Here is a 13,510-nt window from a genome sequence, read left to right on the forward strand (position 1 = left end):
GTGAAAACAACCCACTGCCTTCTGGCGGCCGCAACGGCCGCGGCGCTCCTGCTGTGTGCCGGGCGTGCATCCGCCCAAACCGACGTGCTGAAGAAGATCAGGGAGTCCGGCGCCATCACCATGGGCGTGCGCGACGCCTCGGGCGCCATGTCCTTCACCCTGGGGCCCGGCAGCTACACGGGCTTTCACGTCGAGGTCTGCGAACGTGTCATTGCCGACATCGGGAAGGCGTTGCAGATCGGCAAGATCCACGTAAAGTACCAGCTCGTCACGCCGCAGAACCGCATGCCCCTCGTGCAGAACGGAACGGTCGACATCGAGTGCGGTACCACGACCAACAATGCGGCGCGCCAGAAGGACGTCGCGTTCGCCCCGACGCTCTATGTCGAGGGGGTTCGCATCGCGGTCAAGGCGACATCCGGCGTTGCTTCGGCGGCCCAGCTCGCCGGCAAGGCGGTGGCGGTCACGACGGGGAGCACCTCCGTCCAGCTGCTGAGAAAACTCAAGCGCGACAACGCCCCGGAGATTGCGGAGGTGTACGCCAAGGACAACAGCGAAGGGTTCCTGCTGCTCGAATCGGGCCGCGCGGAGGGCTTCGTCGCCGACGGGCAGATCCTTGCCGCCTTGATTTCCAGGAGCAAGGAGCCCGCGCAGTACCGGCTGCTCGACCAGGTGCTCAGCGTCGAGCCGATCGCGATCATGATTCCCAAGGGCGATGCCGCGTTCAAGAAGCTGGTCGATCAAAGCGTCCTGGCGTTGGCAAGGAGCGGGGACGCCGCGCGGCTCTACGACAAGTGGTTCATGCAGCCCATTGCGCCGCACGGCGTGAAGGTGGGGCTGCCGGCCAGTGCCCTGACCAGGGCCGCCTGGGCCAACCCCAGCGACAAGCCGATGGAAGACTACGAGGTGCGATAGGGCGGCACCCGCAAGGCGACGAGGTCGAATCAGACGATCAGGTCGAAGCAGCAGCCCGCGTAGTACGGCTTGTCCCCGCCATCGACGAAGGGCACCTCGATCGGCTTGCCCTCGTTGCGCCACACGTCGCGCTTGCGGTAGCCGGAGCGTGCCAGGTCGGCCAGCAGCTCGTCGTGGTGCTGGATGCGGTAGGCGCACACGGCCACGCCGATGCTGTTGAGCGTGTAGATCGTGCGCTCGGGGTGCACGGCCGTGGTGTTCATGACGATGCGCCGGGGCTTCACGGCGAGCGCGGAAAGAATCGCGTCCATGCGCACCGGCAGGTACTGCAGGCTGCCCGACACGTACAGCACGTCGCAGCCGCTCGCGTCGCGGTAGTCGGTGGTGAAGCCGAGCTGCGCGGTCGCCTCGCGCTTGACGGCCATCGCGCGGCCGCTCTCGACCACGCCGGGCACGTCGCACACCGTCCAGCGCAGGGTCTCGGGGTAGCTCAGCACGCGCCGGAAGGCGTAGTACTTGATGCCGACGTGCCCGCCCAGGTCGAACACGCGCGTCAGGCCCGCATCGATGGAGCGCCCCAGCCAGAAGAGGCCGGGATAGTCGTAGAAATAGATCTGCGGGCTGTAGAGCTCGCCCGCGTCGGCGTTGGCGTAGCCGACGGCCTTGGAGGGCGGCGCGCCGGCCTCGGCCGCCTCGAAGCTCTCGAACGACCCCATGAAGAGGTTCTCGTCCGTGTTGTTCAGGAACTTGCGCCGGTAGGCGCTTTCGCGGGGCGGGAAGGTCAGCAGGCTTGAAAGCATGTCTCTCTCCTGTGGCTTTCGCATTCTGAGCGCAACCGGCGCCTTTGGGGGCGATAGCCCAGCGCCGCAGGGGCGGTTACCCCGTGGGGGTTTACATGCCGCTCGCCAGTGCCGCCGCCGCCGCGCGGGTCTCCACGCCCAGCTTCTCGAAGATGTGTTCCAGGTGCTTGTTCACGGTGCGTGGGCTGGTGCCGAGGATCTCTCCGATGTCGCGGTTGGTCTTGCCCTTGGCGAGCCAGGACAGCACCTCGGTCTCGCGCGGCGTGAGGGCCGCGTCGGCCAGGCGCGCGGCCGGGCCTTCGCGCTGGATGGCGAACAGCAGCATGGTCTCGCCGAGCGCCGCCGCGCCCAGGTTGCGCACCGACAGGCGCATGGCCGTGGCGGTGCCGATGGCGATCGACGCACCCGGCGCCAGCGCGGGCTCCACCGAGGCGGGCAGGCGTCCCGGCGCCACCGGGTCTTCGAGCGCATGCAGCCACAGCGCGGCCTGCGGCGAGCGCCAGGCGATGCGCCCGCGCGTGTCGACGAACACCACGCCCATGCCCGCCACGTCGACCGCGTCGCGCGCCATGCGGGTGATGCGGGCGTTGCGCGTGTGGGTGTGCAGGCGCGCCAGCACCTCCTGCGCGCGGATCGGCTTCACCACGTAGTCGACGCCGCCGCACTCGAAGCCCTCGACCACGTGCGCGGTTTCCGACAGGCCGGTCATGAACAGCACCGGAATGTGCGCCAGCGCCGCGTTGGCCTTGATGCGCCGGCAGGTCTCGAAGCCCGAGAGGCCGGGCATGAGGCCGTCGAGCAATATCGCGTCGGGCACCACCAGATCGAGCCGCTGCAGCGCGGCCTCGCCGTCGGCGGCCACCAGCACGGTGTAGCCGCTGGCCTCGAGCGTGTCGCACAGCATGCCCAGGCTGCTGGGGGCGTCGTCCACCACCAGCACGACGGGGCGTTCGGATTCATGACCGGGCGAGGGGAGTGTCTGCATCTTCTGCCAGTGCGTTGCGGAGGTTGTCGAGTTCGAAGCGCGCGACCATGCCGCGCAGCCAGGTGCAGGTGGCCGCCGCGGCGGGCGAGGCGGCGGTCAGCCGGTCGAGCGCGGTGTGCAGCCCGCGCACGTGGCCCATCTGCACCAGGCGCATGAGGTCGGCGCGGTCGTCTTCGCCGAGCGCGAGCAGGGGCGGGCGCGGCGGCGCCAGGTCAGGGTCGGCGGACGGAGGCATCGCATCGCCGGTCGCCAGCCATTCGAGGCCCAGGTGCCGCTCCAGCGTGGCGATGAGTTCCGACTCGATCACCGGCTTGCCCACGAAGGCCTGGCAGCCCGCGGCGCGCAGCCGGTCGGCCTGGTTCTCGAACATGTTGGCCGAGACGATGATGATCGGCAGTTCGGCAAAGCCCGAGGCCCGCACCGAGCGCGCGGTCTGCCAGCCGTCCAGGTCGTCCATCGTCAGGTCCAGCAGGATGGCCGAGGGCAGCTCTTCGCGCAGGCTGTCCAGGCATTCGGTGCCGCTGGCCGCCTCGCGCACCGTGAAGCCCAGCGGTGCGAGCATGCCGGCGAGCATCTGGCGCTGCACCGGCTGGTCGTCCACCACCAGCAGCGTGCGGCGCTCGCCCAGGTAGCCCGACACCGGTTCGCGTGAGCCCGCCTGCGGGCCGGGGTCAGCCACCTCGCGCAGGTACACGCGCACGCTGAAGGTGCTGCCCGCCGACGAGGTCGACGCCAGCTTGAGTTCGCCGCCCATGAGCGAGGTGAGCAGCCCCGTGATGGTCAAACCCAGCCCCGTGCCCGGCTCGCCGCGCCGACGGCCCGCGGCGCCGCGCTCGAAGGGCAGGAAGATGCGCTGGCGGTCCTGCGGCGCCACACCGATGCCGGTGTCGACCACGTCGAAGCGCAGCACCTCGCGCCGCGCGTCCACATGCAGCGTGACGGTGCCGCTGTCGGTGAAGCGCACGGCGTTCGTCAGCAGGTTGATGAGGATCTGGCGCAGCCACTTCACGTCGGCATGCACCCAGGCCGGCAACTGCCCCGCGTGGGTGTAGACGAACGCCAGGCCCTTGGCCTCGGCCTGCGGCCGCACCATCTGCACCACCTGGTCGAGAAAGGCCGGCAGCGCCAGCGGCGAGGGCTCCAGCTGCAGCCGGCCGGCCTCGATGCGCGCCAGGTCGAGCAGCCCGTCGATGAGGCCCAGCATGTGCTCGCCGCTGCGGTGGATGGTCTGCACCGCCTCGCGCGGCGGCAGGGCCGCGTCGCCGCCCTTGAGCAGGATCTGCGAGTAGCCCAGGATGCTGTTGAGCGGCGTGCGCAGCTCGTGCGTCATGCCCGCCACGTAGCGCGTCTTGGCCTGGTTGGCGGCTTCGGCGGCTTCCTTGGCGGTCTGCAGCGCGGCGTCGGTGCGGCGGTGCGCTTCGATCTCGAGCGCAAGCAGGTTGTTGTGGCGGTTCGACTCTTCCTGCGCCATCTGCCGGCTCTCGCTGCCCAGCACCACCCACCACGCGGCCACGGCGGCGATCACCGAGAGCAGCGCGAACACTTTCAAAAAGGCCGTCGCCATCGCTGAATCGATGGTGCCCGCGATGGCCTCCTGCGCGTAGACCACGCCGACCACGGTGGCGAGCAGCGCGATGAGCGAGGTGGCGACCAGCAGGTAATGCGCGACGCGAAAGTTGAGCCGCGCCGACAGCGCGGGCGGCAGCAGCGCCTGCAGCCAGCCGCTCATCTGCTCGGCGGCGCGCGAGTCGGTCTTGCAGCGGTCGTGGCAGCGCGACTCGAGCGTGCAGCACAGCGAGCAGATCGGTGCGCTGTAGGCCGGGCAGTGCGCCATGTCTTCCGACTCGAAGCTGTTGTCGCACACCGAGCACTTCACGCTCTGGCCGGGCGTCCAGCGGTCGATGTCGGTGCGCGCCAGGTAGTAGCGCCCGCGCGTCCGCCACGCCAGCAGCGGCGACACGGCCATGGCCGTGGCCAGCGCGATGAAGGGCGAGAAGGCCCGCGCCCACTGGCCGAGTGCGCCGGAATAGGCCAGCATCGCCAGCGCCGCCGCCACCAGCATCGCGACCAGGCCCACGGGGTTGATGTCGTACAGGTGCGCGCGCTTGAACTCGATGGTCTTCGGGCTCCAGCCCAGCGGTTTGTTGATGACCAGGTCGGCCACCAGCGCGCCGACCCAAGCAATGGCGATGTTGCTGTAGAAGCCCAGCACGTGCTCCAGCGCGGCGAACACGCCCAGCGCCATCAGCAGGATGGCGATGGCCACGTTGAACACCAGCCACACCACGCGCCCCGGGTGGCTGTGCGTGAGCCGCGCGAAGAAGTTCGACCACGCGAGCGATCCCGCATAGGCATTGGTCAGGTTGATCTTCATCTGGGACACGACGACGAACAGCACCGTGATGCCCAGCACCCAGGCCGGGTCGCGCAGCACGTACGAGAAGCCCGTGAGGTACATCTGCGTGGGCTCGATCGCGTGGTTGGCTGGTATCTCGTGCTGCAGCGCCAGGAAGGCGAGGAACGCGCCGCCCATCATCTTCAGCATGCCCGGCACGATCCAGCCCGGGCCGGCGACCAGCACCGCCGTCCACCAGCGCCCGCGGTTGGCGGCGGTCTTCTCGGGCAGGAAGCGCAGGTAGTCGACCTGCTCGCCGATCTGCACCACGAGCGAGAAAGCCACGGTGGCGGCAGCGCCGAACATCAGCGGATCGAAACCGCTGCTGTCCGAGGTGCGGCCCACGAGGCCGGTGAAGTCGGCATACAGCTCGGGCTTCTTCACCATCACCGCGATGAAGGGGCAGACGAACAGCACGATCCAGATCGGCTGCGTCCACAGCTGTAGCCCCGAGATCAGCGTGATGCCGCGCGCCACCAACGGAATGATCACGATGGACGACACCAGGTACAGCAGCCACAGCGGCCAATCGAGGTACATCTGCAGCGCGAGCGCGAGGATGGCCGCCTCCAGCGCGAAGAAGATGAAGGTGAAGCTTGCGTAGATCAGCGAGGTGAGCGTGGAGCCCAGGTAGCCGAAGCCGGCGCCGCGCGTGAGCAGGTCCATGTCCACGCCGTGCCGCGCCGCATAGTACGAAATGGGCAGGCCCGTGAGGAAAGTGATGAGCCCCACCACCAGGATCGCCCACAGCGCATTCGAGAAACCGTAGCTCAGCGCGATCGCGCCGCCGATGGCCTCCAGCGCCAGGAACGAGGTGGCGCCGAAGGCCGCGTTGGCCACGCGGAATTCCGACCATTTGCGGAAGCTGCGCGGCGTGTAGCGCAGCGCGTAGTCCTCCAGCGTTTCGTTCGCGACCCAGGCGTTGTAGTCGCGGCGGATGCGAAAGATCTTCTGTCCGGAGACGGATGTCATGGCGGGTTCTCGCGGCGGCGGCAACGGTGGCATGCGGCAGGTACAGCAAGAAGCGCTCCCTGCTGTCTCGTGCCTTGTCTGCTCGCGAGTCTGCGGCCCGGGCAGGGGCGCATCGCTACGTTGAATGACGTATTCGCGCAGAGGCAAGTGATTTCTAAAGTACCAGCCATGGTGCTCGCAGCACCGTCCGATGCACTGCGATGGTGCGCGGCTCACTCTTCTTTCAACCTGCCTGGAGTTCCTGATGTCGCGTGATTCCGATCCTTCTTCCCTCGATGCCATGGCACTGCGCCGTCGCCGCCTGCTGCAGGGCGCCGCCGCGCTGCCCGTGATGGGGCTGAGCGGCCTGAGCTTCGGCCAGGGTCAGTTCCCCACGGCCAAGGTCAACACCACCAAGCTCGCGGTGACCGACACCGAGGTCACGGTGGGCCAGCTGCATTCGTCCACCGGCACCATGGCCATCTCGGAGACCGGCTCGATCCAGGCCGAGCAGCTGGCCATCGACCAGATCAACGCGATGGGCGGCATCCTCGGCCGCAAGATCAAGGTCATCAAGGAAGACGGCGCCTCCGACTGGCCCACCTTCGCCGAGAAGTCGAAGAAGCTGCTGGTCAACGACAAGGTCGCGGCCGTGTTCGGCTGCTGGACCAGCGCCTCGCGCAAGGCCGTGCTGCCGGTGTTCGAAAAAGAGAACGGCCTGCTGTACTACCCGACCTTCTACGAAGGCCTGGAGCAGAGCAAGAACGTGATCTACACGGGGCAGGAGGCCACGCAGCAGATCATCTGGGGCCTCGACTGGGGCGCGAAGGAGAAGCAGGCCAAGACCTTCTTCCTCGTCGGCTCCGACTACATCTGGCCGCGCACCTCGATGAAGATCGCGCGCAAGCACATCGAGAACTTCCAGAAGGGTTCGGTCAAGGGCGAGGAGTACTACCCGCTGGGCCACACCAACTTCAACTCGCTGATCAACAAGATCAAGGTGGCCAAGCCCGACTGCATCTTCGCGGCGGTGGTGGGCGGCTCGAACGTGGCGTTCTACAAGCAGCTCAAGGCCGCGGGCATCACCGGCGACAAGCAGTTCCTGCTGACGCTGGCCGTGACCGAGGACGAAATGACCGGCGTGGGCGGCGAGAACTTCGCGGGCTTCTACTCGTCGATGAAGTACTTCCAGACGCTGGACAACGAGAACAACAAGAAGTTCGTGGCCGCCTTCAAGGCCAAGTACGGCAAGGACGCGGTGATCGGCGACGTGACGCAGGCGGGCTACCTGGGCCCGTGGCTGTGGAAGGCCGCGGTGGAGAAGGCGGGCAGCTTCGACATCGACAAGGTGGTGGCGGCATCGCCGGGCATCGAGCTGAAGACCGCGCCGGAGGGCTACGTGAAGCTGGACGCCAACCACCATCTGTGGAGCAAGGCGCGCATCGGGCAGGGGCAGCTGGATGGCAGCTTCAAGGTCGTTGCCGAATCGGGCGAACTGATCAAGCCCGATCCGTTCCCGAAGGGCTACCAGTAAGCCGGCCGCCGGCCTTCACCCCAACCCTCTCCCGCGTGCGGGAGAGGGCGCCAATACCCACACTCCGGAACTTCCGCCATGACGCTGTCGGACATGATGAACATCGGCCTGATGCAGGGCTTCGCGGGGCTGAGCCTCTTCGCGGTGCTGTTGCTCATGGGCCTCGGGCTCGCGATCATCTTCGGGCAGATGGGCGTGATCAACATGGCGCATGGCGAGTTCATGACCATCGGCGCCTACTCGATCTTCCTGGCCGCGCAGGTGACCGAACGCATGGCGCCCTCGCTCATGCCGTACTACTTTCCGATCGCGATCGGGCTGGCCTTCGTGTTCGCCTTCATCGCCGGCTGGCTCGTGGAGTGGGCGCTGATCCGCCACCTGTACAAGCGGCCACTCGACACGCTGCTCGCCACCTGGGGCGTGAGCCTGGGCCTGCAGCAGATCTTTCGCACCTTCATCGGCCCGAAGGAAGTGAGCCCCACGCTGCCCGAGTGGCTCATGGGCTCGTGGACGCCGCATGAAGGCCTGGACATTCCGATCAACGGCCTCTTCGTGCTCGCGCTCACCGCGCTGGTCACGGGCGGCGTGCTCATCGCCTTGCACAAGAGCCGCTGGGGCCTGCGGGTGCGCGCCACCGTGGCCAACCGCACGATGGCGAACGCCACCGGCATCGACACGAAGAAGACCGACCGCCTCACCTTTGCCATCGGCTGCGGCATCGCCGGCGTGGCGGGCGCGGCCTTCACCACCATCGGCTCGACCGGGCCGACCTCGGGTTCGCTGTACATCGTCGACGCCTTCCTGGTCGTCACCTTCGGCGGCGCGGCCAGCCTGCTGGGCACGGTGGTCTCGGCCTTCGGCATTGCGCAGACGCAGTCGATCTCGGAGTTCTTCATGACCGGCTCGATGGCCAAGGTGCTGACGCTGTCTTTGATCGTGCTGATTCTCATGATGCGACCGCAGGGACTTTTCGCAGTCAAGGTCCGTCGCTGAACCCGAATCCTTCCCGGAGAACCTCTCGATGAATTTCCTCAAGGCCTCGATCCGGCGCTACCAGCTCGGCAGCCTCCTGCTGCTGGTGCTGCTGCTCGCGGTGGTGCTGCCGCTGTCGCTCGACATCTTCCGCCTCAACCTCGTGGGCAAGTACCTCAGCTACGCCTTCGTGGCCGTGGGCCTCGTCATGGTGTGGGGCTACGGCGGCGTGCTGAGCCTGGGGCAGGGCGTGTTCTTCGGCATCGGCGGCTACGCGATGGCGATGTTCCTCAAACTCGAAGCCTCCGACCCCGTCACGACCAAGATCCAGTCGACGCCTGGCATCCCGGACTTCATGGACTGGAACCAGATCACCGAGCTGCCCGCGCTGTGGCTGCCCTTCAAGAGCCTGCCGCTGAGCCTGGCGCTGGTGGTGCTGGCGCCGATGGCGCTGGCCTGGCTCATCAGCTTCGCGATGTTCAAGCGCCGCGTGGGCGGCGTGTACTTCGCGATCATCACGCAGGCGGTGGCGCTGATCTGCACCGTGCTCATCATCGGCCAGCAGGGCTACACGGGCGGCGTGAACGGCATGACCGACCTGAAGACGCTGCTGGGCTGGGACACCCGCACCGACAGCGCCAAGTACATCCTGTACTACGTCTGCGTGGGCCTGCTCGTGGCGAGCATCGTGCTGTGCCGCTGGGTGCAGACCAGCAAGCTGGGCACGCTGCTGCTGGCCATGCGCGACAAGGAAGACCGCGTGCGCTTCTCTGGCTACGACGTGTCGAACTTCAAGGTCTTCACCTTCTGCCTGGCCGCCGGGCTCTCGGGCATCGGCGGTGCGATGTTCGCGCTGCAGGTGGGCTTCATGTCGCCGAGCTTCGTGGGCATCGTGCCCTCGATCGAGATGGTGATCTTCTGCGCCGTCGGTGGCCGCATGAGCCTCGTGGGCGCGGTGTACGGCGCGCTGCTGGTGAATGCGGGCAAGACACTGTTCTCCGAGAGCTTTCCCGACTTGTGGCTGTTCCTGATGGCCGCGCTCTTCATCGGCGTGACCATGGCCTTCCCGATGGGCCTGGCGGGCCTGTGGGAAGACACGATCAAGCCGTGGTGGGCCTCGCGCCGCCAGGCCCTGCGCGACGCCGCGACGAAGCCGCCGCCCGCCGCCGTGTCGGCCCCTTCACCCGTCGCCGCGCCGCAGGCCGAGCCCGTGCTGCCCGAAGGCATCGGCCGCCAGCGCGCCTGACCGACACCGGAGCCCCACCCCATGAGCAACACCGACTTCGCACTCGCCGTGGAAGACCTCAGCGTCTCCTTCGACGGCTTCAAGGCCATCGACGACCTGACGCTGTACATCGACAGGAACGAGCTGCGCGTGATCATCGGCCCGAACGGCGCCGGCAAGACCACGCTGCTCGACCTGATCTGCGGCAAGACACGCGCCAGCGCCGGCAGCATCAAGTTCAAGAACACCGAGCTCACCAAGATGGCCGAGCACAAGCGCGTGCGGCTGGGCATCGGCCGCAAGTTCCAGACGCCGTCGATCTACGAGAACCTCAGCGTGTTCCAGAACCTGGAGGTGTCGTTTCCGAAAGGGCGCTCGGTGTTCGGCGCGCTGGCGTTCCAGTGCGACGACGAGGTCAAGGGCAAGGTGCAGGCGATTGCCACGGAGATCGGCCTGGCCGACAAGCTCGGCACCGAAGCAGGCCTCCTGAGCCACGGCCAGAAGCAGTGGCTGGAGATCGGCATGCTGCTGATGCAGGAGCCCGAGCTGCTGATGCTCGACGAACCCATTGCCGGCATGAGCGCGCGCGAACGCGAGCTCACGGCCGACCTGCTCCAGCGCATCTGCCGCAACCGCGCGGTGATCGTCATCGAGCACGACATGGCCTTCGTGAAGCAGATCGCGCACAAGGTCACCGTGATGCACCAGGGAAAGATCCTGGCCGAAGGGCCGATGGAGAAGGTGCAAGCCGACCCGAAGGTCATCGACGTTTATCTGGGCCACTGAACCATGAGCACCATCATGCTGAAGGTCGACGACCTGCACACCGCCTACGGCCAGAGCGAGGCGCTGCACGGCATCTCGTTCGTGGGCAATGCCAACGAAACCATCGCCATCATGGGCCGCAACGGCATGGGCAAGACCACGCTGTTCAAGAGCCTCATGGGCGTGCTGCCGATCAAGAGCGGACGCATCGAAGTGGCGGGGCAGGACGTGTCGCGCGACGAGAGCTTTCGCCGCGTGGCCAAGGGCATCGCCTACGTGCCGCAGGGCCGCATGATCTTCCCGACGCTGACCGTGGAAGAGAACATCCAGACCGGCCTGGAGAACTCGAAGACCCGCCGCATCCCCGAGGAGATCTACGCGCTCTTCCCCGTGCTGTGGGACATGAAGAGCCGCAAGGGCGGCAACCTCTCCGGCGGCCAGCAGCAGCAGCTCGCCATTGCGCGCGCCCTCGTCACCGACCCCAAGGTGCTGCTGCTCGACGAGCCCACCGAGGGCATCCAGCCTTCGATCATCAAGGACATCGCCAAGGCACTCAACGAGATCCGCAAGCTGCGCGGCATCACCATCGTCGTGTCCGAGCAGGTGCTGAGTTTCGCGATGGACGTGGCCGACCGGCTGTTCGTCATCGAAGGCGGCCGGCTCGTGCACGAGACCGCGCGCGACAAGACCGATGTGGACCACATCAAAGCCTATCTCTCTGTCTAACCACAACCCCAGGAGCCACTGCACATGACGGACACGCTGATCAAGGTCGACCTGACCAAGCCGCCCACGGAGAACGAAAACATCCACAACCGCTGGCACCCGGACATTCCGATGGCCTGCTGGGTCAACCCGGGCGACGACTTCATCCTGGAGACCTTCGACTGGACCGGCGGCTTCATCAAGAACAACGACAGCGCCGACGACGTGCGCGACATCGACCTGAGCACCGTGCACTACCTCTCGGGCCCGGTGGGCGTGAAGGGCGCCCAGCCCGGCGACCTGCTGGTGGTCGATCTGCTCGACATCGGCGCCAAGCAGGACAGCCTCTGGGGCTTCAACGGCTTCTTCTCGAAGAAGAACGGCGGCGGCTTCCTCACCGACCACTTTCCCGAAGCGCAGAAATCGATCTGGGACTTCAAGGGCATGTTCACCAGCTCGCGCCACATCCCGGGCGTGAACTTCGCGGGGCTGATCCATCCGGGCCTCATCGGCTGCCTGCCCGACAAGCCGATGCTCGACATGTGGAACGAGCGCGAGAAGGCACTCATCGCCACCGACCCGGACCGCGTGCCGGGCCTTGCGAATCCGCCGTTCGCCGGCACTGCTCACATGGGCAAGATGACGGGCGAGGCGAGGGCGAAGGCCGCCGCCGAGGGCGCGCGCACCGTGCCGCCGCGCGAGCACGGCGGCAACTGCGACATCAAGGACCTGTCGCGCGGCTCGAAGGTGTTCTTCCCCGTGTACGTCGACGGTGCGGGCCTGAGCGTGGGCGACCTGCACTTCAGTCAGGGCGACGGCGAGATCACCTTCTGCGGCGCCATCGAGATGGCCGGCTGGGTGCACATGAAGGTCACGCTTATCAAGGGCGGCATGGCCAAGTACGGCATCAAGAACCCGATCTTCAAGCCCAGCCCCATCACGCCGCAGTACAACGACTACCTGATCTTTGAAGGCATCTCGGTCGACGAGAGCGGCAAGCAGCACTACCTCGACGTGAACGTGGCCTACCGCCAGGCCTGCCTCAATGCCATCGAGTACCTGAAGAAGTTCGGCTACTCGGGCGCGCAGGCCTATTCGATTCTGGGCACCGCGCCCGTGCAGGGCCACATCAGCGGCGTGGTCGACGTGCCCAACTCGTGCGCCACGCTGTGGCTGCCCACGGGCATCTTCGATTTCGACATCAACCCGAACGCCTCGGGCCCGGTGAAGTTCATCGACGGCAGCATCGACATGCCGCTGTCGCACGACCTGCGTTGACACCATGCCGACCTACGACTACGCCTGCGGGCAGTGCGGTGGCTTCGAATCGCTGCGGCCTTCGGGCCAGCGCGACGAGCCTGCTGCATGCCCCGACTGCGGCACGGCTTCGCCGCGCGTGTTCACCGCCGCGCCGCGCCTGGCGCTGATGGCCGCCGACACGCGCCACGCGATGGCCACCAACGAACGCGCGCGGCATGAGCCTTCGAGCTCACGCGACTATGCGCGGCTGCGGCATCCCTCGGGCTGCGGTTGCTGCTCGGGATCGTCGCGGCGCAGTGCCACGCAGACCGCGCCGAACGGTGCGAAATCGGCCCCGTCGCGGCGGCCCTGGATGATCTCGCACTGAGGGTTCGGCGTGCATTCCTTGCATGCGCATGGCGCATGCAAGGAATGCCAGCAGCGAGAACTTTCTCGTGCGTTCCCTCTGGAGGAGAGGGTTCCGGCCGCCGCATCGCATGCGCGAGCGGCGCGCGATTGTTTCAATCCCGTGAACGCCGCGATTCCTTTTGCTGCCATTTTTTGGGGCGCTTCAGGTTCAAACTTCATCCCATCGACACACCACCTGAAGGAGATTGAAATGAATGCCTCGAAGACCCTCGCCGCCGTTGCCCTCTCGCTCCTGGCTGTTGCCGGTGCCCACGCCGAAACCTATGACGGCGTGCACACCGTGAACTCGACCCTCTCGCGTTCGGAAGTCGCGTCGCAAGCCGTGGCCGCCGCCCGTGCCGGCAACGAGTACAGCGACGGCGCCACCGCCGGCGCACAGACCTTCACCTCGACCGCCGACCGCTCGACGATCCGCGCTGAAGCCGTCGCCAAGGCCCACGACCCGCTCGCCAGCCTCGACCGCCGCGCGTTCTACCGCGACGAAGTGCCGGCTGCGTACAAGAAGCCCAGCGTGTCGTTCACGCGCCAGGCTGGCCTGTAATTGGTTGACTGCAGCTCCTTCGGGGGCTGACAAAGAAGAACGGGCCCTCGGGCC

Annotated in this window: 12 protein-coding genes; 9 read left to right on the forward strand and 3 right to left on the reverse strand. The window is 67.0% G+C overall.

Annotated elements, in window-relative coordinates:
• Entirely contained in the window at nt 1-915 is a 915-nt protein-coding gene (locus tag ACAM42_RS15530) for an amino acid ABC transporter substrate-binding protein (protein ID WP_369632560.1), read from the forward strand.
• A 29-nt stretch (nt 916-944) separates the two neighbouring features.
• Here the strand turns inward: ACAM42_RS15530 and ACAM42_RS15535 are convergent, their stop codons facing one another.
• From ACAM42_RS15535 to ACAM42_RS15545, 3 genes are all read right to left on the reverse strand, one after another.
• On the reverse strand, nt 945-1,715 hold the full coding sequence (locus tag ACAM42_RS15535; protein ID WP_369632561.1) for a TIGR04325 family methyltransferase: 771 nt from the start codon (nt 1,713-1,715) through the stop codon (nt 945-947).
• 91 nt (nt 1,716-1,806) lie between these two features.
• Nucleotides 1,807-2,700, reverse strand: a complete 894-nt coding sequence (locus tag ACAM42_RS15540) for a response regulator (protein ID WP_369632562.1) — start codon at nt 2,698-2,700, stop codon at nt 1,807-1,809.
• Nucleotides 2,672-6,067: an ATP-binding protein gene (locus ACAM42_RS15545; RefSeq protein WP_369632563.1), complete on the reverse strand. Its 3,396-nt coding sequence runs from the start codon at nt 6,065-6,067 to the stop codon at nt 2,672-2,674. Before ACAM42_RS15545 ends, ACAM42_RS15540 begins: the two co-directional genes overlap by 29 nt.
• 244 nt (nt 6,068-6,311) lie before the next feature.
• Between ACAM42_RS15545 and urtA the strand changes: the two genes are divergently transcribed.
• The 8 genes from urtA to ACAM42_RS15585 all read left to right on the forward strand — a co-directional run bounded on the left by urtA (nt 6,312) and on the right by ACAM42_RS15585 (nt 13,456).
• The gene (gene urtA, locus ACAM42_RS15550) at nt 6,312-7,580 is read left to right on the forward strand and encodes an urea ABC transporter substrate-binding protein (RefSeq protein ID WP_369632564.1); all 1,269 of its coding nucleotides are present in this window, start codon (nt 6,312-6,314) and stop codon (nt 7,578-7,580) included.
• Between the two features lie 78 nt (nt 7,581-7,658).
• Nucleotides 7,659-8,573 carry an urea ABC transporter permease subunit UrtB gene (urtB, locus tag ACAM42_RS15555; protein WP_354343384.1) on the forward strand — a complete coding sequence of 305 codons (915 nt, stop codon included), beginning with the start codon at nt 7,659-7,661 and terminating at the stop codon, nt 8,571-8,573.
• A gap of 28 nt (nt 8,574-8,601) precedes the next feature.
• Nucleotides 8,602-9,798: an urea ABC transporter permease subunit UrtC gene (urtC, locus tag ACAM42_RS15560; protein ID WP_369632565.1), complete on the forward strand. Its 1,197-nt coding sequence runs from the start codon at nt 8,602-8,604 to the stop codon at nt 9,796-9,798.
• Nucleotides 9,799-9,819: 21 nt separating this feature from the next.
• Nucleotides 9,820-10,563 carry an urea ABC transporter ATP-binding protein UrtD gene (urtD, locus tag ACAM42_RS15565; protein WP_095744996.1) on the forward strand — a complete coding sequence of 248 codons (744 nt, stop codon included), beginning with the start codon at nt 9,820-9,822 and terminating at the stop codon, nt 10,561-10,563.
• Nucleotides 10,564-10,578: 15 nt separating this feature from the next.
• Complete coding sequence (urtE, locus tag ACAM42_RS15570; RefSeq protein ID WP_369632772.1) at nt 10,579-11,268, forward strand: urea ABC transporter ATP-binding subunit UrtE; 690 nt, start codon at nt 10,579-10,581, stop codon at nt 11,266-11,268.
• Between the two features lie 24 nt (nt 11,269-11,292).
• The gene (gene fmdA, locus ACAM42_RS15575; protein WP_369632566.1) at nt 11,293-12,525 is read left to right on the forward strand and encodes a formamidase; all 1,233 of its coding nucleotides are present in this window, start codon (nt 11,293-11,295) and stop codon (nt 12,523-12,525) included.
• A gap of 4 nt (nt 12,526-12,529) precedes the next feature.
• Entirely contained in the window at nt 12,530-12,874 is a 345-nt protein-coding gene (locus ACAM42_RS15580; protein WP_062478321.1) for a zinc ribbon domain-containing protein, read from the forward strand.
• Between the two features lie 231 nt (nt 12,875-13,105).
• Nucleotides 13,106-13,456 carry a hypothetical protein gene (locus tag ACAM42_RS15585; RefSeq protein WP_056582144.1) on the forward strand — a complete coding sequence of 117 codons (351 nt, stop codon included), beginning with the start codon at nt 13,106-13,108 and terminating at the stop codon, nt 13,454-13,456.
• Nucleotides 13,457-13,510 lie beyond the last annotated feature (54 nt).

Origin of the sequence: Variovorax sp. V35 (assembly GCF_041154465.1) — a bacterium.
Lineage (GTDB): Bacteria > Pseudomonadota > Gammaproteobacteria > Burkholderiales > Burkholderiaceae_C > Variovorax > Variovorax boronicumulans.